Annotated in this window: 17 protein-coding genes; 8 read left to right on the top strand and 9 right to left on the bottom strand. The window is 57.4% G+C overall.

Features of this window, described 5'->3' with window-relative positions; all coding sequences use genetic code 11:
- The first annotated feature begins 18 nt into the window (after positions 1-18).
- Positions 19-783 carry a response regulator transcription factor gene (locus ACMUVN_RS22210; protein WP_029733098.1) on the top strand — a complete coding sequence of 255 codons (765 nt, stop codon included), beginning with the start codon at positions 19-21 and terminating at the stop codon, positions 781-783.
- A gap of 225 nt (positions 784-1,008) precedes the next feature.
- Here the strand turns inward: ACMUVN_RS22210 and ACMUVN_RS22205 are convergent, their stop codons facing one another.
- From ACMUVN_RS22205 to ACMUVN_RS22175, 7 genes are all read right to left on the bottom strand, one after another.
- Complete coding sequence (locus ACMUVN_RS22205; RefSeq protein WP_028757615.1) at positions 1,009-1,998, bottom strand: glycosyltransferase family 2 protein; 990 nt, start codon at positions 1,996-1,998, stop codon at positions 1,009-1,011.
- Between the two features lie 94 nt (positions 1,999-2,092).
- Positions 2,093-3,073: a glycosyltransferase family 8 protein gene (locus ACMUVN_RS22200; RefSeq protein WP_048338511.1), complete on the bottom strand. Its 981-nt coding sequence runs from the start codon at positions 3,071-3,073 to the stop codon at positions 2,093-2,095.
- Positions 3,074-3,129: 56 nt separating this feature from the next.
- Positions 3,130-4,182 (bottom strand): UDP-glucuronic acid decarboxylase family protein, encoded by a 1,053-nt coding sequence (locus tag ACMUVN_RS22195; RefSeq protein ID WP_029733095.1) that lies wholly within the window; start codon positions 4,180-4,182, stop codon positions 3,130-3,132.
- Positions 4,183-4,228: 46 nt separating this feature from the next.
- Positions 4,229-5,722 carry a sugar transferase gene (locus ACMUVN_RS22190; protein WP_127431847.1) on the bottom strand — a complete coding sequence of 498 codons (1,494 nt, stop codon included), beginning with the start codon at positions 5,720-5,722 and terminating at the stop codon, positions 4,229-4,231.
- Between the two features lie 5 nt (positions 5,723-5,727).
- Positions 5,728-6,594 carry a WecB/TagA/CpsF family glycosyltransferase gene (locus tag ACMUVN_RS22185; RefSeq protein ID WP_028757515.1) on the bottom strand — a complete coding sequence of 289 codons (867 nt, stop codon included), beginning with the start codon at positions 6,592-6,594 and terminating at the stop codon, positions 5,728-5,730.
- Between the two features lie 710 nt (positions 6,595-7,304).
- Entirely contained in the window at positions 7,305-9,431 is a 2,127-nt protein-coding gene (locus ACMUVN_RS22180; RefSeq protein WP_127431846.1) for a right-handed parallel beta-helix repeat-containing protein, read from the bottom strand.
- Positions 9,428-10,747 (bottom strand): O-antigen ligase family protein, encoded by a 1,320-nt coding sequence (locus ACMUVN_RS22175; RefSeq protein ID WP_047619755.1) that lies wholly within the window; start codon positions 10,745-10,747, stop codon positions 9,428-9,430. The genes ACMUVN_RS22180 and ACMUVN_RS22175 overlap by 4 nt, the downstream gene beginning before the upstream one ends.
- A gap of 394 nt (positions 10,748-11,141) precedes the next feature.
- Between ACMUVN_RS22175 and ACMUVN_RS22170 the strand changes: the two genes are divergently transcribed.
- From ACMUVN_RS22170 to fcl, 7 genes are all read left to right on the top strand, one after another.
- The gene (locus ACMUVN_RS22170; RefSeq protein ID WP_028757675.1) at positions 11,142-11,357 is read left to right on the top strand and encodes a hypothetical protein; all 216 of its coding nucleotides are present in this window, start codon (positions 11,142-11,144) and stop codon (positions 11,355-11,357) included.
- 8 nt (positions 11,358-11,365) lie between these two features.
- Positions 11,366-12,316 (top strand): glycosyltransferase family 2 protein, encoded by a 951-nt coding sequence (locus tag ACMUVN_RS22165; RefSeq protein WP_028757676.1) that lies wholly within the window; start codon positions 11,366-11,368, stop codon positions 12,314-12,316.
- On the top strand, positions 12,313-13,413 hold the full coding sequence (locus ACMUVN_RS22160) for a glycosyltransferase family 4 protein (protein ID WP_028757677.1): 1,101 nt from the start codon (positions 12,313-12,315) through the stop codon (positions 13,411-13,413). Before ACMUVN_RS22165 ends, ACMUVN_RS22160 begins: the two co-directional genes overlap by 4 nt.
- On the top strand, positions 13,407-14,549 hold the full coding sequence (locus ACMUVN_RS22155) for a glycosyltransferase family 4 protein (protein WP_132575431.1): 1,143 nt from the start codon (positions 13,407-13,409) through the stop codon (positions 14,547-14,549). The genes ACMUVN_RS22160 and ACMUVN_RS22155 overlap by 7 nt, the downstream gene beginning before the upstream one ends.
- Positions 14,546-16,750: a GumC family protein gene (locus ACMUVN_RS22150; RefSeq protein ID WP_028757627.1), complete on the top strand. Its 2,205-nt coding sequence runs from the start codon at positions 14,546-14,548 to the stop codon at positions 16,748-16,750. The genes ACMUVN_RS22155 and ACMUVN_RS22150 overlap by 4 nt, the downstream gene beginning before the upstream one ends.
- Positions 16,751-16,850: 100 nt before the next feature.
- Positions 16,851-17,954 (top strand): GDP-mannose 4,6-dehydratase, encoded by a 1,104-nt coding sequence (gene gmd, locus ACMUVN_RS22145; RefSeq protein WP_047619747.1) that lies wholly within the window; start codon positions 16,851-16,853, stop codon positions 17,952-17,954.
- A complete protein-coding gene (gene fcl / locus ACMUVN_RS22140) occupies positions 17,947-19,017 on the top strand; it encodes a GDP-L-fucose synthase (protein WP_047619745.1) in 1,071 nt (356 codons plus the stop codon). The genes gmd and fcl overlap by 8 nt, the downstream gene beginning before the upstream one ends.
- Before the next feature lie 320 nt (positions 19,018-19,337).
- Here the strand turns inward: fcl and ACMUVN_RS22135 are convergent, their stop codons facing one another.
- Positions 19,338-19,952 carry an NTP transferase domain-containing protein gene (locus tag ACMUVN_RS22135; protein ID WP_063473676.1) on the bottom strand — a complete coding sequence of 205 codons (615 nt, stop codon included), beginning with the start codon at positions 19,950-19,952 and terminating at the stop codon, positions 19,338-19,340.
- Complete coding sequence (locus ACMUVN_RS22130; RefSeq protein ID WP_132575437.1) at positions 19,945-20,874, bottom strand: XdhC family protein; 930 nt, start codon at positions 20,872-20,874, stop codon at positions 19,945-19,947. Before ACMUVN_RS22130 ends, ACMUVN_RS22135 begins: the two co-directional genes overlap by 8 nt.
- Positions 20,875-20,899: the final 25 nt, after the last annotated feature.

Genomic DNA, 20,899 nt, shown 5'->3' with positions numbered 1-20,899 from the left:
TTAGGGGAGGGTGAAGCTGTGAATTCAGCACTTATACCGAATTTAGACTCCAGGCAGGAGAACCTAGCATTTCCCCTTACGATAGAAAGTAATTCGACGGCACTTGCCTTGTCGACAAGACAAACGCATTCGCTTGTCATTCTCGATAATCGTGAACTCGATCGGCAATGCTTGGCGCAATGCATGGCTGCCCAAAAGACGGATTTGCAGATTCTGGCATTTGGATCAATTGAGGAGTGGAAGCAGAAGCGGGACGACTATCCTCCGCTTTCGGCAATCCTCTTGAACGTCGGCGGCAAAAAGATCGATGAACCGGCCGTTTCGGAGCAAATCCGGAAGCTCTCGTCGGAATTTGCATCAACGCCACTCATCGTATTGGCCGATAGCGACGATTTCGGCCAAATCGTCAGGGCGCTCGAGTACGGAGCCAAGGGGTTCATACCCGCCTCGGTCAGCGTCAGTGTGTGCATGGAGCTGATCGCGCTGTCGGTGGCGGGAGGAATTTTTGTACCTGCAAGCGCCCTGTTCGCCATGCGTCACTTGCTGGACTCGAGCAATTCGACCGCGCGCCCGCTAGCCGGCATATTCACGGATCGTCAGGTGGAAGTCGTTGAAGCGCTCCGACGCGGAAAGGCGAATAAAATTATCGCCTATGAGCTCAATCTGCGAGAAAGCACTGTAAAGGTGCATGTTCGTAACATTATGAAAAAGGTCAAAGCAACGAACAGGACGGAAGTCGTGTTCAAGCTCAACGACTTGTTCCAAACCAGTATTCCGGCATGAGCGTGGATAAGGCGTTGTACTGATCGTTGTTGAGGCAAACCTCTTCGTATCTTGGAACCACGGTCTTGCTCAAAAAACCCGATGGCGCGAATGCGTCACCGGGTTTTTTGATGCCGGGGTTCGTCTCCATCCCGTCTCCCGCGATCTTGGCATAATAGCGATCGAGCGCTCGACCACCTGACTGTTGTTTGCGTACTTGCGGATGAACGGCCCCGTCCTGCCCATTCATCCTGCAACGCGTCGCCCGATAGAATTCAGGGCGTACCAGTATTTTGGCCCGATTGTTTGCTTGCAGACCAATTTGATCCAGGGCAATGAATTTCGCACTTCGGGCGAAACTTCAAGAGCAAAGCGCTGAATAGCCATGGCTGTGGCAATATCGAAATTATTGAATGCCATGCCTGCCAGCCGAAGCGCCTCTTTCCCGAGATCCCTGGCAAGAAAACGTCTGAGTTTCTCATCTTTCCTGAGGCTTTCCGCGCCTTGACGAAACAGAATATCGAAAGCCTGTTTTCTTTGCCGGAGGTCGGGAAGGATACTTTGTCCATAGTATTGTAGCGACATGTTCGAAGCATGTCTGCGGTATACGGCTTGGTCTTGGTTGATGTAGCCCACTCCGGCATGTGATGCGAGCCGCAGCCACATCTCCATATCACCGGTATGCGGCAGTTCCTTATGATAGCCGCCGACCTGTTTTTGCAGCGTCGTTCTGATGACGGCCGTCGGTGTCGGAACCAGGTTGTTTGCTCCACTCAACCGTATGAATTGCGGGCCCGACAAGACCTGCATGGGAGCCACACCATTGTCCCCGAGAGGATCGACGCGCTTACTGACGCCGCTCGGCTCAGCTATGAGCGCGTTCCCGAAGGTGAACCCCACATTCGGATGATTGCGCATCAACTCCGAAGCGCGACCCAGCGCGCCCGGCAAGAGATAATCATCCGCGGAGAGAAGCAGGAATAAGTCGCCGCCCGCCCACTCGATTCCGCCATTATAGGTGGCGATGTGGCCCTTGTTTGCCGTGTGCCGCCGATAGGTGACCCGTTTGTCCCGGGATGCCAGAGCCTTTCCGACTTCCGGCGTATTGTCTGGCGAGCAGTCATCCAGAATAAGCACGCGTACATCGACGCCTGCCTGTGACAGAACACTTCCAACACATTCCTCAAGGAAATGAGCGTAGTTGTAGCAGGGAATGACGACATCAACGCGTTGCAAACTTAATCCTCCGCAGGCAATCGTTACGTTCGGGAGTATTTCATGGAACCCGAACCCGGCTTCGTTTCGCTCTGACGCGTTCGTCGCTGCCGATTCATTGGCGCGACGTCGATGCGTGTGCCCGCATCGCTGATTTCGTGCAGGACCATGCAGCTCTCAACAAGGAGGATCGGGCAAGCAGCCGCGAGCCTACACGCTTCAAGCCACTCCGAGCGCGCTCCCACCGGGTAAGCGCAAAACGGGTCCGGGACCGAAATGCATCGTAGAAGGCGACGTTCGGGCTCAAGCTTCCTGATTTCCAGGGCTTCACGTTGGTCACGAAATGAACGATCGCGAGCTTCTGCTCGAGCGCGATGCGGGCGATCGCCTGCGTTGGCTCGAACTGAAAATTCCAGGCGCGGTTCAGGATCTTCCACTTTCCGTCGCAGGCAAAGTTAAGGGCGTCCTGATCCGAATATTCCGTCGTCGGAAAGCGGTCGAGATACTCCAGCGAACGTTCCGTTATTCGCTCGTTTCGCCATTTTTCAAGGTCGATGAGAAGAATGCCGGCGTTGAAATAACGTTCGACCCGAGGGCCGCCTGTCGCACTTGGTCCGATGCTTACAACATTGTCCAGCCAGTAATCCGGTACGGCGCCGATCACTGCCTCGCCGAGATCGATATTCCACAACTGTTCAAGCGCAGTCAGGACCAGGATGTCGCCATCCAGATACAGAGCCCGATTGCAGGTCTGCGGAAGGAACTGCGGCAGAAGGATCCTTGCGAAGGTCATCCTCGATACGCCAGGGCGAGTGGAAAATCCATTTGCGAAGGACAATGTGGCGATGGGATGCCACTGAATGACTGCAGAATTTGCGGGCAGAGAGTCAAAGATCAGTCGCTTTATTTCTTCGCCTATTCCCTCATGAATGACATGGATATTCAAGGGCCATGCGCTTTGGTTATTCTCGGCGATCGATCTAAGGGCGGTCGCCAAGGGAACGGCGTAGGCCGCATCGACTGCAAAGACGATGGGGCCTAACCGCTGTTTTGCACCCGCAAGGGCGGCTCCTGTTGGTATGCTATGCACATTCATGTTTCCGGCACCATCCCATCGAAAGAACACGAGCTTGCAATGATCGATCTTTCTGTTCACGGCCCGATTGGTACGGCTTCCTGAACGGGAAGGCCGACGGCCGGGGTAGGCAGATGGGTGTAGGCCATTCGCGAGGACTGGACGCCAAGCGTGCTCTTGGTTCCGCCAGACAGCTTCCACTCGAAATACGCGATCGTTTTCTCAAGCCCCTGTCGCAGGTTTACGGTCGGCTGCCAGCCCAGGTCCTGCTTTGCGTGGGTGATGTCGGGCTTGCGTTGCGTCGGATCGTCAATCGGCAGAGGCTTGTAAACAATGCTTGATTTCGATCCCGTCATCTCGATGACCATTTCGGCCAGTTCCCGGACCTGGAATTCTCCTGGATTACCGAGATTGATCGGACCCGTAACGCCGGCCGGCGCCCCCATCAGGCGGATAAAGCCCTCAATCAGATCGTCTACATAGCAGAAGGAGCGCGTTTGCTTACCGTTGCCGAAGATGGTGATCGGCTCGTTTTGAAGCGCCTGAACGATGAAATTGGAGACGACGCGGCCATCATTGGTTTGCATGCGAGGCCCGTATGTATTGAAGATCCGTGCCACGCGGATCTCCACGCCATATTGGCGATGGTAATCGAAGAACAATGTTTCGGCACACCGTTTGCCTTCGTCATAACATGCGCGCGGCCCTATGGGATTGACGCTGCCTCGATACTCCTCGGGCTGAGGGTGGACTGCCGGATCGCCATAGACTTCGCTCGTGGATGCCTGGAAGATCTTCGCCTTGGTGCGTTTTGCCAGGCCGAGCATATTGATGGCCCCGTGCACATTGGTCTTCACGGTCTGCACGGGGTCGTGCTGATAGTGAACCGGAGATGCCGGACAGGCGAGATTGTAGATCTCGTCGACCTCCACATAGAGCGGGAAGGTAATGTCATGACGGAGCACCTCAAAGCGAGGATCGTCAAGAAGATGCAGCACATTGTCGCGCGAACCGGTGTAGTAATTGTCCACGCAGAGGACATCATTGCCCTCTCGCAAAAGCCTTTCGCACAGGAATGACCCCAGAAACCCGGTGCCGCCGGTTACCATAATTCGCTTTTGTCCGTGCATTGGTGTGCTCCGTTGTTGTGATGATTGCCGAAGGACGAGGAACAGGTCAGCAAGCTCCCTTGCCCTTTAAGACCGCAGGAATTGTGCTCAGAAGGATGTGCAAGTCGAACCACAAGGACCGGTTGTCGATGTAGAACTCATCGAGTTGCTGCTGCAGCTCGATATCCGCATTGCTTCGCTCGGATATTTGCCAGAGACCCGTCAGCCCCGGCGTGACGGAACGGCGTTTGGCCCGAAATTCGCCGTCCATCGCCGAAAGGTGGTACTCGGGAAACGGGCGTGGTCCCACGAAGGCCATCTCGCCCGCAATGATGTTTGCCAATTGCGGGAGCTCGTCGATGCTCGAAGAGCGCAGCATATGTCCGATGACCGGAAGGATGCGCGGATCGTCCTTGAGCTTGAAGTGGCTCAACCACTCGGCGCGCATGCTGGGGTTGTCTCGGAATAATGCTTCAAGGCGCTGTTCTGCATCTTGGTACATCGTCCTTAATTTCAGGACGTGCACCGGCTTGCCGGACCGCCCTTCCCTTGTATGCCGGAAGAAGACGGGACCTGGATCGATGGCATAGACTGCAGCCGCTGCGAACGCGATGAATGGCGCAACCACGATCGTTGCAGGGATGGCGATCGCGAGATCGAGGATTCGGCGAACCAGATCCGAGTTGACCCAACTCCCACCAGTGGTGAGGCGAATGCCGATCTCTCCGCCGACATCTGCAGGTCGCAATCCGCTTACCTTGAGGCTCGGCGTGTCGGACAGCAAAATGACTTCCACGAACTTCCGACGCATCGCCGCCAAGTCGGGTCCAAGCGAGCCTGTGTCGCCGGCAATCACGGCAATGGATGGCCCGCCATCGGGCAATGCCTCCAAAGTATCGGGGGAAAAGGGCTCCGGCCTGATACCATACTGCCAGTGGTCCTCGAAATGTGCCACAAGCGCGGGAGTAAGGTTGCGCGCCCCTATGACAACCGCGCGCTCCCCCCAGATTCCAAGTCTCCGGCACAGGCCTCGTGCAAGCCAATGCGCAAGTGGCTGGACAATCAGCCCGAGAGCGAGGAACCCAATAACGGCAAGCAGCAGTCGTTCCCCCTCCGGCAGGACAATTGCTCCGAATGCCGTCAGGACAGCCACCTTGACGGTAGCTATGGTGCGCCGCCGGAGATGTTCGTGGTCATACAACCGATATCCAGGATAGAGGCCGGCCGACGCGTAAAGGATCATCGCAGCGAATGCTGCGATCGTGAACGTACGCTCCACCATTGTGCCCTCCGAACCCATGGGGAGAACGGACAGGAGAACAAAGTAGGCAATCAAATAGCTTGCAATGTCGCCGGCGACCAGGAAAGACGATGTTGCAAGCCGAGCAAGCTGGCGCCCTAGTGCGACTGATATATTCAACGCTGCCTGTGCAAAGGGATCGGCGGTCTTAGCTGCTATGGGCGGCACGGAACCTGCCGGAATCGCCCGCGACGTCATGTCATTTGATGTGGATGCCTTCGACGGACCTGGTCTCATTGCTGACGAAGCAAATAGGGACATGATGGCTACACCTTTACAGCTGCCGCTTTTGGCACGCTTGATCCAAAAACCTTGTCTTCGATTGGAAACTTCCGAAGCCCCAGTCTCTGGAATGCCGTCAGTGAGATGAAGGTCGGCACGACGAGCGCATAGCGCCGCCACAGCCGTCGCGGCTCGCACAAGAGCCGAAACGCCCATTCGAAGCCGCTTCTTTGAATGAACCTTGGAGCCTGCCGCTTGAGGCCGGCGTGGAAATCGAATGCGGCTCCGACACCGATGAGCATCGATGCTTCCAGACGATCGCGCATGCGCGCCATCCAGAGTTCCTGCTTGGGACTGCTCAGCCCGACCCAGATGATATCGGCACCCGACCGATTGAGCCGGTCAGCAATATCCGTTTCCTCCCGCGTCGACAGGTTGCGAAAAGGTGGCGCATAGGAGCCGACGATCCGTGCTTGCGGAAATTTTGCCAGAAGGCGCGCCTGCAGTTGCTCGAGTGTTTCGGCCGTTGCGCCATAAAGGAAATGGCGCAAGCCCTTGGAGCTGCTGGCATCGAAGACGGATAACATCAGATCCGGTCCATAGACCCTGTCGCTTTCCACATGACCAGCATGTCTCAGCGCCCAAACAAGCGGCATGCCGTCGGGGGTTACGAGGAACGCCCGGTTGTGGATCGACCGGAGCTCGGGATCATCTTGGCAGCGGACGATGCCGTGTGCGTCGCGAACGCACACATATTCCTTTCTGCCGTCTTCGATCGCTTCTTGAATAAATCCCGTCGCGCTTTTGAGATTGACTGCCGAAACGCGAACACCAAGGACATTCGTCCATTCTAGGGAACCCTTTGGATGAAGAACTGAAGTTTGGCTGCTGCCTGCTGATTGATTTCCCATGACCTACGCTTTCGCGATCGAAACTGTCATCAGAATATCCCGGCAGGCCGATTGCCTCCATACTTGCCGCTCCAGCTATTGGACGTAGAAGAGATTTCATATTTACGTCTTATGCCGCGACGACGTACAATATTCGAAGTAAGTCCATGTACCCCACCGCTTGCCATATTGCTCTTTTTGATGACCGTTGGCCCGAAATGGCGCTTCGACCCGCGCAGAGCCGCAGAAGCTATTCACTCTAGCGTGATCAACGCTCGTGAGGTTTGAGCGCGAACAAAGTCGGGAAGAGAGACATGCTCAACCCGATAGGCGAGATGAAGACCCCGGCCGGCGAGCGTTCGGAGACGTCCGACACAACCAACCAGCTGCGGACAGATCTAAGTTCCAGCGGCGATGTGCCGTATAGTTATAGTCATCAGGGAATTCCTGACCCCTATGCCGGGAAGGCTGCAATCGCGATCTTGACGTTCGCGGAACGCTCAGTGCAGAGATGCTGAGACAGCTCGCTGCCAATAATATTGCCCCGCCCACTATGGGAAACCTGCCTCACCCTACCAGATCTCTAGGTCCCCGATTTTGATGCGCATGCCTGCATGCGCTATACCCGCAAGCCTCGCACAGCGCGGGCACGCCGTGGTTGAAGGGCGTTATAGGTCGCCATAGCTGCGGACTTTATCGCCGCATAACACCCCTCGTCGCGGCGCCTTTTGTTACTCGGGCGGCGCGACTACGCTTCCGGTGTCCTCTCCAGCCTTCTGAAGATCTCCTAGGCCGCCGAATTCTCCCGAAAGCATGATCTCCGGATGGACCCTGAAGCTCTTGTCGTTCAAGTTACCGCTGTAGCGGTTGCGCGCGAATTGCACAAATCCAAGCCCAAGATCGGGAGCGTTGACATAGGCCACAATGCCACTGTCACTGTCGACAGATACAACATTCTCCTCAATGCGATTGGGGCGTGCCCATGGCGGACGCCAACCCTTGCCGGTACCCTCATCGACCCGAAAAGCCGCGCCCGATCCGTGTGTGATGACGTTTCCCGCCACCAGGTTGCTCCAACCGCCATTGATACCGATCGCCGCGATGTTGCCCGAGAGCGTATTTCCCTCGATACGCAGTCCGCTCGCCTTCCCATCCGTATAGATCGCCCAGCTGATAGGAGACGGCCATTCGCTGGTATTCTCGTATCCGGGAGGCCAGAACGTTCCATCGACCCTGTTCATGAGATGACCGGTCCCGGTCACCAGATTGGAGCGGATGACGCTGTTGAGAGAGTCGGCTTGCTCCCCCATCATCTTGATGGCGCCGCCATCTGCCGTCTGCTGGTTGGCGTTATGGATCACGTTGTGCTCGATGACAGCGTTATAGACGGCGTCGTTGGAACCCCATAGCGAACCGCCGGCGATTCCGAACTGCGCCGTGTTTTCGATCAGATTGTTGGCGATCCTGACATTGTCAGCCGCCTGGAACCATATTCCTGCGGTTTCAATGTAAACCTTTCCGATGTCATGGATGTGGTTCGAAAGGATTCTGGAGCCGTTCGACTTGCCGAACGTGCCATAATTTGTGCCGACGTAAATCCCGTTGCCAGCCACATCGGCAATCACATTGCCGGCAATCAACGCATCCTTGCTTTCCGTCACATGGACCCCGACGCCGACATTTTCGATGCTGTTGCCGAGAATCTTGACGCCGTCAGCGTGTTCGATCCGTATGGCGCCAAATCCTCTGGTTTCCGTATAGAACTTGCCGCTGCCTTCAGGAGCGCCGTCTCTAAACTCGAGCCCTGATACAACCATCCCATTGGCCCCATCCAATTTGAACAAGGTCGGCAAAATGCCCGCAACGACTACGGAACTGGGTAACGACTGATCGACGGGGATATAATGAAGCTGGCCCGCAACAAGATCGTACCACCACTCTCCGGGAGCATCGAGCAAGGCCTTGGCTCCGGTTAGGAAATAGCGGCTGCCTTCTGCGGTAAAGAAATAGTCTGTGCCTTTGGTATGGACAGTTCGGCCGGCGCCATCGATCGATACAACTGGGAGCGTATCATTGCCCCACTGGCTTCCGGGTTGATACCCTCCAACGATGTCCACGACCAGTCCACTTGTATCACCCACTGCCGGAAGGTCGCCGGCATGGAAACAAAAGCGCGTGTTTCCCTCCCGCACGTCGATGGCAGGCTGGCACTTTGCGGCAAACAACCATCCTTTGCGTGGATCGCCATCAGCGGGAGCGTCGGGAAATCGAGCCCGAGTTTGGCGTATCCCATTGACGAAAAGGTCACCGACCCCCTCATCCGGTGGCAATTTCAGCGGCGCCGTCCAGCGACCATCGGCCTGCTGCGTCCAGTTGAACACGCGTTGCCCCCCATGCAAAATCGGCGCTTCATTGCATCTTGCCGTGACGATCAAGCCCTTATCGCGGGAGTCAAAGACGATCGGGTGAGCAAGGTAGTAATCGCCTTTACCCAGCGCGATTGTGTTGTTGCCGCCCTTCTCACGGGCAGCATCACGGGCTCTTTCAATGCTGGCGAAAGGGCCGTCGCCGCCCTGCTGATCTGCGGTCGGAAGGAGGCCACTCCAGCTGTCTTTGCCATTGGGAGAAACGTAAAATATCGTCCGTGCCTCGGTGCTGCTGCTCAATACCTCGCTTAATGAAGTCCCATTCAACTTGGCGGACAAAGTCGGCGAAGCTTCCGCGCAAGTCGCCTCCCTGACGAGCATCTGCAAGCGCTCGGGCGCATCTATCTCTGTCCCGACCGGAGCCGGATTACCGGACTGCGGAAACAGCATGACAGGCAACATGCTCAGCGTCAGTCCAAAACGCCGCCTCATGATATCTGCAACCCGCTCGCAAGGCCGCGCGAGGGCGCTTGCCAAGGTGGCGCACGGCTGATCGAAACGACGGGCGCATATAGCGAAAACATGATGATGGCTGCGGTAAACAGGATGAAGATGGCGTCATTCTGAGTGAAAAAAATACTCTCGGTCAGATTCATCACCAGAATCATGATCGTAAAAACATTGAGCCAGAGCCACCCGTAGTGCGGATCATTGCAGTGAAGGGTCGCGCCTTGGCGGATTGCATGGAGAAGCAGCAGAACAAACGGAATCATTCCCATTATTCCAAAGCTCAACAAGATATCGCGGTATCCATTATGCGCGTGGGGTGCCGCCCATCCGATCTTCAACCACATGCGCGTCGCTTCGGGGTTCACGGTTGTCCAGAATGCCTGGTAACCGTAGCCAACCATCCAACGATCGGATATTTCGCGATCAACCAGCTCCCACAATGGCACCCGACCGGTCAGAGTCGCGTCCTTGCCGAGCGCTTCAAGGGCCGGAACCAGGAATTCGTGAAGCGAAATCAGAATGCCGAGCGACAGCTGAACGAAAAGCAGGACGACGACCACGCGGCCAATGCTGCTGCTTCTTTTCAGGAGGGTATAAAAGCCGATCAGGCAATACGCCACTGACGTTGCAATGATCGCGGTCATCGATCCGGAGCTTGCAAGGCAGATCACACCCGCGGCCAACAAGATGAACGCGGTTCGCCGCAGGCCGAGCGTCCCGTCGATCAGCACAGCCGTCGCCGCCAAGATCATCAGGGACGCGTACCAGCCCAGGACATTCTTGTGAATGAAAATGCCCCGCATTGTGCCATCCGGCATACTGGCGAGGCTTGGTGACACCACTGACATAACCACACTGAGGACGATACAGGCTCCGAGGGTTACAAATAACAGGAACAGCAGTTGCCTTGGGGTGAAACGTATCGCGAGCACATAGGAAAGAAGCACGCAAAACAAAAGACCGATTGCGCGCCTCAAGGTCGTTTGAGGCCCTATTGACCACAGGGTAGACAAAAACGGCAGGATAAGGATCGAGGGAACGATCAGATTTCGCCTGAGCGCTGTTAGAAATTGCGGAAAATTGCGTATCAGGATCACGATTGTAAAGACATATACAGGAAAGCAAGGAAGACGCAGTATAGATTTGGCGGATTCGCTGAGCGTTCCGTCCGCATCTGCCAGGATAAGCGGCAGAAGGGCGCCTGCCTGAAAAAAAAGGGATATGCCGGCACCCCAGCATTCTATAGCCCGCCAACTGATGGTTGGTCCGCTGGCAGTTCCGAGGCTATCTACTCTCATTGTCCGTCCCGACTGACTTGAAAAGACAAGCGACTGTTGATCGCGGCAGATCAAAAAACAGGTGTCGGCCTCCGCGCTGCGCTGCTCTCAAGCAATCATTCAGCCACAGCCGCAGTCAATCTGTCCTAGTGAAGGGCGGGCTACGCCTAATGCACCTTCGCTCCACCCAAAGACGGTGTTGGGCGTAAGCTTTCAGCCGGTCTTTACCCAAAAGACGGGTCTTCATGTCCGCGGATTGCCCTTAAGAGCAGGTGTTGCGCATGTCCGTTCGCCGGTACCGTGGCGATGAGTGTCTTGTGAAGCGTGGCGGGTAAGCCGCGGTTCTACTGGAATGAGGCAACAATTCTGACAGAGGCTCTCTCTGCAGTCGAAGCCTGGAAGGTTTAGGATTACTATGTTCCTGCGTCATGATCCTAGTTCTCTATGCAACACGACGGGCGCTCTATTCGTCGCGGCGACCTCACCGGTTCTGTGCGAGATGCTGTTCGGCCGACAAGCTATTATGGATATCACCATCGCCGAGGCTCCAAACCTCGATGGCTGCGTAAAGGTCGACCTCTCAAGCAACTTTGCGCTGCTGTACGGCGGTGCATCGCCGCAACCGGTCTGAGACGCGTCATGGAACGGCCGGCCCTCAGTGTCCTCATTAATAATTACAACTACGCTCGCTTCGTTGGGCGGGCGATAGACAGCGTGTTGAGCCAAGACGCCCGCAACGTCGAGATAATCGTCGTCGATGACGGCTCCACCGACCAGTCGCGGTCCGTTCTGGAAGCGTATGGCAGCCGAGTGAAGGTGATCTTCCAGGAGAACGCAGGACAGGCCGCTGCGATCAACGCCGCTGTGGGATTAAGCATGGGCGAGATCCTCTGCTTTCTGGACGCCGACGACTGGTGGGCGCCGAGCAAGCTGTCGGCGACGGCTGCAGCATTCCGCGCCAACCCTCAGGCATCGCTCGTCTATCACCGGCTGCAGCCAACGCTTGTCGATGGCACGCCGACTTCCAAGCCGATCCCTCGAAGCCTGTGTTCGGGCGCGTTGTCGGCGCTGCTCACCAGATCGGCTGGTTGGTGGCCTTTTCCGATGACGTCAGCCATCGCGGTACGACGTAGCGCATGGAATGCTGCGGGCAGCATTCCCGAACAATTCCGCATTTCAGCCGACGCCTGGCTCGTGGGCATCTACCCGTTTCTGGGGGACGTCATTGCCCTGCCGGATCCGCTTGGATTCTACCGCATCCACAATAACAACTGGTATCGCTCGACCGAGGATGCGACCACGCTGAGGAGGCGGATGACGCACTGGCAGCATACCGTTGAAGCGACGAACCTGTTTCTCTCAACCCATCAACTGCCGGCAAGACTACATCTGACGGATCACTATCCCTATCGCATCGCGTCGGCAAAGCTGCAGGGAGCCGATGCGCGCACCCGGTTCAAGCTTGCCGTCGAAGGCCTCTTCTTTGCCGGCGAACCAAACCTTGTCAGGCGGACGCGCGATAGTTTGCGCTCGGTGCGCGGCCTGTCACGGCTCGGTCTGGACGTCGGCTTGTCGGAGGCAGCAAAATGAAGGCGCTGCTGTTAGTTTCCGAACTGGAAGACTATACCATCTCATTTGCCAGCGGCGTTGCCCAACACCTAAACGTTGTGCTTGCCGTACCGCGCCGGCGCTATGCACATCTCGCCTCTTCCATTGATCCGGCTGTCGACCTGCACCTTCTGGACTGGCCGAGACACCGTTCTCTCTCCAATCCCTGGTTTCTGTACCAGCTTACGCGTCTGATCCGGCGGGAACGGCCGAACCTCATTCATCTCCTCAGCAATTCTACACTTTGGCTGAACCTCGCCGTGCCGTTCTGGCGCCCGATCCCGCTCGTGACCACCGTTCATGACGTGCAAATCCATCCCGGCGATTCCGATACGCGAACGCTGCCCGGCTGGGCCCCCGAATTGATGGTGAAACAATCCGGACATCTTGTCGTCCACGGCGAGGGACTGAAGCGGTTGGTCCTCGATCGATATTCAAAATCGCCGGACTGCGTCCATGTCCTGTCGCATCCTTCCATCCTTCGCTATGCGGAACTCGCCCGGCAACAGAAGATGGCGCCGCGCGAAGCGGATGGAACTATACGCGTCCTGCTCTTCGGACGGATTTTTGCCTACAAGGGCCTGGAACATCTGGTCCGGGCCGAGGCGATGCTCAAGGACGCACTTCCCAACCTGCGCATCACTGTCGCAGGCCGTGGCGACAATCCGATGATATTCCAGCCGCTCATGGGGGATGCCGGCCGCTACGATATTCGCAATCGTTTTATCGAGGATGCAGAGGTCGCCCAGCTTTTCCTGGACGCCGACATCGTCGTGCTTCCCTATACGGAAGCATCCCAAAGCGGTGTGCTCAACCTTGCCGCCGCATTTGGCAAACCGGTCATCGTGACGGATGTCGGCGAGTTGCGGGGCACTGTTCAGCCCAATGGGTTGGGAATGGTGGTCCCTCCCGGGGATGCCAAAGAGCTCGCGGCAGCTATCAGGACATTGGCAGACAACGGCGAGCTTAGAAACAATTTCGGTGCCAATGCACTCGAATGGGCCAAAGGGCCGAATTCGCCTGAACGCGTCGGCGCCCAGGCCGCGGCCGTTTATCGGGAGGTGGTCGGGTCATGCTGACAGAGGCCCTCACGGACAGAATTCGAATGGCGGCACGGAGCGCGGCTAGCGTCCGCCACTATGTTCCGGGCGGCTGCGAGAACGGTGGCGGCATTGGCAGGCTGGTCGGCTATATAACAGAGACAGCCAAAGAGACCGGCACGAAACATTTCGTCACCGATACCAGAGGGGCTCGATGGTCCAAGGTGACGTCACCCGCACGGCTGCTCGGGGCCATCCTGACGATGGCAAAGGACCGGATTGTTGCGCCAGCCCGCATTCACCATATCCATATCGCCGGCCGCGGCAGCACCTCCCGAAAGCTGATCCTGACCGAGGCTGCCCGTTTGTTCGGGTGCTGCCATATATTGCACCTGCACGACTACGACTACGCCGGCGACTTCGAGAAACGCTCGCCGCGCCAACAACGGCTCATCCGTCGGATGTTTCAGAATGCCGATTGCGTTGTGGCGCTCGGCCGGCGCGATCGCATGACGCTGACGACACTTTTGGGCGTTGACGAGCGCCGCACGGTCGTTGCTCACAATTGCGTCCCCGATCCCGGGGCGCACGATATTCGCGTCGGTCAGACGCCGTTGATCGTATTCCTTGGCCGGCTGAGCGAACGCAAGGGGGTCACGGAGCTTCTGTTGGCCCTGAGCCACCCGATCATGAAAGAACTCCAGTGGCGGGCTGTACTGGCAGGCGACGGACCTGTCGAGGAATATCGCCGTCAGGCTGACGCCATGGCGCTTTCAAACCTGGTAGAGATGCCCGGCTGGCTTGACGCCGGAGAGGCGCGAGCCCTGTGTGCGCATGCAGATATCCTGGTCTTGCCTTCGCACGCCGAAGGTCTGGCAATGGCCGTGCTCGAAGGGCTGTCCCACGGCCTCGCCGTCGTCACCACGCGTGTTGGGGCCCATGACGAAGTCATTACCGACGGCGAAACCGGCATCTTCGTCCCAGTCGGAGACCAGGATGCCCTGGCTGCAGCCCTGGCGAAGCTGGTGTCCGATCCGGAAATCTGCATCCGCCTCTCGGTCCAGGGGCGCGCACATTATCTCAACCATTTCAGCATGATGGCCTATATGCGATCGCTCGAGAACCTCTACGAGACCGTTTCCGCGAAACCTCAAGCAATGGTTGGCGCACGATGACGATTTCCACTGTTCCGCCGGACCGCAACCTTCCCATCTCGCCGATGCGCTATGACCCTCGCTTTCAGGTGGAGACCAAGGCGGACAACTTCGATCTGGCATCCGCCTTCCGTCTCGTCCGGCGAAGAATGATCATGATCATCGCGATAACCGTGCTGCTGATGACGCCCACGGTGATTATTATCGCTGGGTTGAAGCCCACGTATCAGGCCTGGGCCCGATTGATCGTCCACCAGCCTCTCGCAACATCACTTGGTGCCGACGACAGCAGCCGCAGTGATCTACTTGACGCAAAATCGGAGACTGAGCGGCTTCTATCCAGAAGCATCGCAGAGCGAGTCGTCCGCGAACTGCGGTTTAACCTGCGGCCGGAATTCAATCCAGCGCTGCGCGAGGTCTCGCTCGTTGACAGTATCCGGGCAAAGTTGCGCGGCCTGTTCGACACGGAAAAACCCACCTCGCCGTCACGGGACAGCGTCGACGCCATCATCCCGGAATATTATAGGGCGCTCGGCGTGTGGCACGAAGATAAGAGTGACGTTATCCAGGTCAGCTTCACTTCCTATGATCCTCAACTCGCAGCCGCAGTCCCGAACCGGGTCATCAGCGTTTACCTCGATGAACGGAAGTTCAGTGTCAGTGGCCGCCTGGATTCAGCGCAAGAATGGATCCGACAGCGCATCACCGAACAGCAGGCCCGCGCGGATATTGCTCGCGAAGCTGCGCGCAACTATCAAGAATCGATGGACGTCGTCTCGAAAGAGGATGCTCAGGATGAACGGATCAAGTCACTCATAGAAGTCACTGGCCGCGAAGGGAAAATCGAAGAAAGCCGGCTTGAGGTAAAGGCGACGATATCCACGCTGGAAGCAACGGATAACGCTTCGGTCGCCGCGGAGAATATCGCCGTCCCCGACAACATTGCCACAAAACAACGCGATCTTCGCGCACAGGAGCAAGATCTCGCCCGTCTTCTTCAGACATATGACGGCAATGCCGAGGCCGTGGTGGATCTGCGTGGGAAGATCGAGCAATCCCGTGCCGATCTCAACCTTGCGACCAAGCAATATCTCCGAACAATGCGTGCCAAGCTCGCCGCACTCGATCACGAAGCGGAGGCAATACAATCCATCTTGGCTGAGGCTCATGAAAAACGCACACGCGATGCCATGGTGCAGACGGAATTGACGCGGCTGCAGCATATCGCCGACAAGGAACAAACGGCACTCGACAAGCTTGAGGACCAGCGCCGCGACCTCGCCGCGAAGGCCATGCTGCCGGGGGCGGAATTGGAAGTTTTGTCACCGGCTTCAGTGCCGCTCGCGTCACAGGGACGTGGACGGCTTTTCTATCTGGTGGGCGCCCTCCTGGCCGCAATCTCGGGAGCCGTAACGGCCGCTTTCGTGATCGAAATGTCGGACCGGACGGTCCGGAGTTTCGACCAGATAGCTGCGATGGCGCGTACGATACCGGCTGGACTTATCCCGCGTCTGGCGCGGTGGGAAAATTCGAAAACGATGTTCGAACATATGCCGGTCCCGATGTTTGACGAAGCAATCCGTACCGTGGTGCTTTCACTCAAGCAGTCCAATGGCGGCAAGTTGCCGAACAGTATCGTCGTTACGTCGGCTCACAGCGGAGAAGGCAAGTCGCTGGTCGCGAGATCGCTGGCTATCGAACTTGCCGCCGCCGCAATTCCGGTGCTGCTGGTTGACGGCGACCTCAAACGGGGAAAACTCAATTCGTTTTTCAGGTCGGGTCTAGTGCACGGACTGAACGAATTCCTGAATGGTCGGGCCGATGTCCGCGACATCGTCTACCGCCACCCAAGCGGTATCGATTTCATTCCATCTGGCAAATTCAGTCTTCAGCGGCGCGTCCGTTCGAACGGCCTGGCAGAAATCATCGAGATGGCGGGCGCGGCCGGCCAGATTGTCATCTTCGACAGCGCGCCTGTGCTCGCCTCGACAGATACCGTGCATTTGACCGCCCTGGCGGAAAGAACACTGGCAGTTGTTAGATGGGGAAAGACGAGCCGCCGCGCGGTCGAGTTCAGCCTGCAGCAAATGAAAAGCTCGCGAAACTCGGAAATTGTTGTCGCAATCAACAATGTAAATCCCAAAAACCACGCGCTTTATAATTTCAGTGACTCGGAATTATTTTCGAAATCTTTGATGAAATACTATAGCTTCAAGGCATGAATACTTAATATATTAGGAGATGCGCTTTCATTTTTGTGATACCGTACGACATGAACAGCATCATATACTTCTGCATTGGTATTCGAGTTGGAGGGCAACCATGGATATGGGAATGACAAAGAACCGAAAAGTCGCGCTAATTACCGGCATAACAGGCCAAGACGGTGCGTATTTGGCCGAGTTGCTCTTGGAGAAGGGCTATATTGTTCACGGCCTCAAGCGACGCTCATCGTCCTTCAACACCAGCCGCATCGAGCATCTATACGAGGATCCCCATGTCGAGAATCCTCGGTTTATTCTGCATTTCGGGGACATGACGGATTCAACGAATCTCATCCGTGTCGTTCAGGAAACGCAGCCGGACGAGATCTATAATCTCGCCGCACAGAGCCACGTTCAAGTCTCTTTCGAGACGCCGGAATATACGGCCAACGCCGATGGAACCGGCACCCTTCGGCTACTTGAAGCTATTCGACTCCTGGGGTTGACCAAGAAGACCCGCTTCTATCAAGCGTCCACCTCAGAACTCTACGGCAAAGTCCAGGAAGTCCCGCAGAGTGAAACGACACCGTTCTACCCTCGATCACCCTACGCGGCGGCCAAGCTCTACGCCTATTGGATAGTGGTCAATTATCGCGAGGCATACGGCATGCACGCCTCGAACGGCATTCTGTTCAATCATGAAAGCCCGATCCGCGGCGAAACATTCGTGACGCGTAAAATCACCCGGGCGGCGGCCGCGATCCATCTTGGACTGCAGGAAAGGCTCTATCTCGGCAATTTGGATGCCAAGCGCGACTGGGGACACGCACGAGAATATGTTCGCGGCATGTGGCTGATGCTGCAACAGGACGAACCGGAGGACTATGTGCTTGCGACCGGCGAAACGCACTCGGTTCGTTCCTTTGTCGACAAGGCCTTTGCCAAGGTGGGCATGCCGATTGATTGGCGTGGGAACGGGGTTGAAGAAAAGGGATACGACAAGACCTCGGGCCAGTGTGTGGTGGAGATCGATCCAGCTTACTTCCGTCCGACTGAGGTTGATCTTCTGATTGGCGATCCGACGAAGGCGCACACAAAGCTTGGCTGGAAACATGAGACCAGTCTTGATCAGCTGGTGACGGAGATGGTTCGCGAAGATTTGAAAGTCATGGCACGAAATGTCCCGTCGGTCGGTGTCACGAAAGGTTTTGCCTATGCCTGAGGTGATCTACGGCCTTGCCGGAAAAAGGGTCTATGTCGCGGGCCACCGCGGCATGGTGGGCTCTGCGATCGTGCGGCGTCTCGCTTCCGAGGGCTGCGAGATTTTGACGGCCACCCGCGCCGAGGTCGATCTCAGACGGCAAGAGCAGGTGGAGACCTGGATGAGTAAGAATCGTCCCGACGCTGTCTTCCTGGCTGCTGCGAGGGTCGGCGGCATTCTCGCGAACGCCACCTATCCGGCCGACTTCCTTTACGACAACTTGATTCTCCAGGCGAACATCATCCATGCAGCCCATAAGGCTCAGGTCGAAAAACTGATGTTTCTGGGATCGTCCTGCATCTATCCGAAATTCGCCGATCAGCCGATCGTTGAGGACTCACTTCTGACAGGATCGCTCGAGCCCACGAATGAGTGGTATGCGATCGCCAAAATTGCCGGATTGAAACTCTGCCAGGCCTATCGCAACCAGCACGGTAGAGATTTCATCTCGGGCATGCCTACCAATCTTTATGGTCCAGAGGACAATTTTGACTTGGGGTCAAGCCATGTCATGCCGGCGCTCATACGCAAGGCGCATGAGGCCAAGATCAACCAGCAGCAAGAGATATGCATCTGGGGTACTGGCACGCCGCGGCGCGAATTCCTGCATGTTGACGATTGCGCCGACGCCTGCGTCCATCTCATGAAGACCTATTCCGCCGAAAGTCATGTGAACGTGGGTTCTGGCGAAGACATTACCATCCTCGAATTGGGATATCTCGTCTCCAAGGTCGTCGGTTTCGAAGGCAAGATCACGTGCGATCTCACCAAGCCAGATGGCACGCCACGTAAACTCTTGAACGTCGACAAGCTTCGCGCGCTCGGCTGGTCTCCTAAGATCGGCCTGCAGGAGGGTATCGCAGACGCCTACCGCTCCTTCCTTGCTGGCCATTATCTCGAACGCAGCAACGGCGCTGCGTCCGGCGACTTGATCGGTCAAAGCGACATCAGCTTTGAGAAAGCCAAGACTTCGGCGCTGCACGCGCCCACGCTCTCCACGGTCGCACATCATCCCTCGCGCTAGCGGATTTGGCGAGGGATAACAAGGTTTTGTCTCGGGGGAGGCATATGCTGGGGCGGAACGAATAGTGCAACCAGTAGAAATCAGGATCGCAGCGCTCATTTTCCTGATCGTCGTGTGGGCTGTGATTATCGGTGCGGTGATGGATTTTTTCGCGGTTGAGATGCCGATATCGCTGGTCGCGCTATTGCGCAGATAGTCCCACGTCGGATCGATCCGCGAGATTGCCTTCGGCTCGACTGTCGGACGACACTCGCTGCGGTAAAGTCGGCAGGCCTGGCCACAGCCGCGCCGTTCAGCTGCCCGGAGCAGATCCCCGCGCTTTAGTTCTTTATCGTGCCGCCGGCAGCCCCGATATCGTCCGGCGTGTCGACGTCGAGGCAAGCTGCGTCGCCAACTTCGACATCGAGCACGGGCAGGCCTGACGTGGCGATGATACCGCGCGCACCGACGTCGCCTTCAAGTCGCAGGATCGCGGGATGGAGAGAACGCGGCAGAATGACAGGATTGCCGGGCTTGCCGCGCGAGACGGCGCGCACGACGGCTTGGCCGCCCGCATTGCGAAAGGCGACAATCAAGGCATCGAGGTGGGCGGTCGAAATGCCGGGCATATCGGCCAGCATGACGAGAATGCCGTCGGCACTGTGAGCGTGCCTTGATGACACCCCCGCGACGAGCGAGCTCGCCATGCCATCCGCATAATCGGGATTATCGACGAGAGTGAGATCAATCCCAGCGAGCGCGGCCTCGATCTCGCGCCGGCGATGGCCCGTGACAACGACGACAGAGGCTGCGTCCGACCCGAACGCGGTCAATGCTGTCCGCCGCACGAGCGAAACGCCGTCGAACTCGGCCAGCAGCTTGTGTTTTCCGCCCTCGCCCATCCGGCTTGCCCGGCCGGCGGCGAGAATGACGATCGCCACCGACGCCTTAAGCAAAAGCCACCAGTCTTGCCGCAGCGATATCCGCCAGCACCGATAGCGCCAGCGACGTTGCATCCCGTGTCGGGCCGAACAGTCCGATCGGCGCTTTGATACGGCGGATGTCGTCCTCTGCGAAAGCCATGGCCGTCAGCCGCTCGATGCGCCGGCGATGCGTCCGGGTGCTCCCGAGCGCGCCGATGTAGAAGCCGGGCGAGGCAAGCGCGGTCTCGAGAATGGCGGCTTCGGCGTCGAGGTCATGATGCAGGAGTACAACGGCCGTGAAAGGATCGATGGTGTCGGCTGCGACCCTGCCCTTCTCGCCCTGCTCCCGGACGATTACGTCGTAGCTGGAAGCCTCGGCCAGTCGCGCGACGGCCTGTGCGTCGATCGTCTGCCCGGAAAGAACGACGCGGGTGCGCGGACGATAGACGCCCACGAATTCTCGCCCAAGCCAGCATGCCCGTGGCGGTGGGTCGACCGGTTCGATCGTCTGCCGCGCCGGCGAATATACAAGGCCGGCGGCCTGCCTTCGTCGAAGACGATCCAGAACATGCTGCAAAGCGCCCACTTCCCTTAGAACATGGATCGCAACGGAGATTCCTCCGCCGCAAGGAAGGACGATGTCGAAGAAGGGCGAGCCTTCGCCGAACTTCACCGTGCGGTCGTGTCCTTCCGCCATTGCCAGAAGCGCTTCGGAAGCGACTGCGGCTTCGACGCATCCGCCGGAGACATAGCCGCAGAAGCGCCCGTCTGCGGCAACCGCCACATGCGCGCCGAGCGCGCGCGCGGCCCCGCCCCGGATTTCGACCAGGGTGGCGAGTACTGCCGCACCAACACCATGGGCGTCTATTGCGAAGCGAAGCAGTTCCGCAGGATCGTCGCTGGACGAGGCTCTGACGGGAATTGGCGCCATTATCGGCGCGATTATCTGATTCATGGACAATCCTACAGGAAGCGACGGC

The organism is Rhizobium sp. IY2 (genome assembly GCF_047532935.1).
Taxonomy (GTDB): Bacteria; Pseudomonadota; Alphaproteobacteria; order Rhizobiales; family Rhizobiaceae; genus Rhizobium; species Rhizobium anhuiense.
Note: the sequence above shows the minus strand (reverse complement) of the source record. Positions and strands in the feature narration are given on the sequence as shown.

Coding starts and splice junctions, on each gene's coding strand:
- ACMUVN_RS22200 (WP_048338511.1), bottom strand. CDS start 3,073: ATGAATGTGCATAGCATACCAACAGGAGCCGCCCTTGCGGGTGCAAAA.
- ACMUVN_RS22195 (WP_029733095.1), bottom strand. CDS start 4,182: ATGCACGGACAAAAGCGAATTATGGTAACCGGCGGCACCGGGTTTCTG.
- ACMUVN_RS22190 (WP_127431847.1), bottom strand. CDS start 5,722: ATGTCCCTATTTGCTTCGTCAGCAATGAGACCAGGTCCGTCGAAGGCA.
- ACMUVN_RS22185 (WP_028757515.1), bottom strand. CDS start 6,594: ATGGGAAATCAATCAGCAGGCAGCAGCCAAACTTCAGTTCTTCATCCA.
- ACMUVN_RS22180 (WP_127431846.1), bottom strand. CDS start 9,431: ATGAGGCGGCGTTTTGGACTGACGCTGAGCATGTTGCCTGTCATGCTG.
- ACMUVN_RS22175 (WP_047619755.1), bottom strand. CDS start 10,747: ATGAGAGTAGATAGCCTCGGAACTGCCAGCGGACCAACCATCAGTTGG.
- ACMUVN_RS22170 (WP_028757675.1), top strand. CDS start 11,142: ATGTTCCTGCGTCATGATCCTAGTTCTCTATGCAACACGACGGGCGCT.
- ACMUVN_RS22165 (WP_028757676.1), top strand. CDS start 11,366: ATGGAACGGCCGGCCCTCAGTGTCCTCATTAATAATTACAACTACGCT.
- ACMUVN_RS22160 (WP_028757677.1), top strand. CDS start 12,313: ATGAAGGCGCTGCTGTTAGTTTCCGAACTGGAAGACTATACCATCTCA.
- ACMUVN_RS22155 (WP_132575431.1), top strand. CDS start 13,407: ATGCTGACAGAGGCCCTCACGGACAGAATTCGAATGGCGGCACGGAGC.
- ACMUVN_RS22150 (WP_028757627.1), top strand. CDS start 14,546: ATGACGATTTCCACTGTTCCGCCGGACCGCAACCTTCCCATCTCGCCG.
- gmd (WP_047619747.1), top strand. CDS start 16,851: ATGGATATGGGAATGACAAAGAACCGAAAAGTCGCGCTAATTACCGGC.
- fcl (WP_047619745.1), top strand. CDS start 17,947: ATGCCTGAGGTGATCTACGGCCTTGCCGGAAAAAGGGTCTATGTCGCG.
- ACMUVN_RS22130 (WP_132575437.1), bottom strand. CDS start 20,874: ATGAATCAGATAATCGCGCCGATAATGGCGCCAATTCCCGTCAGAGCC.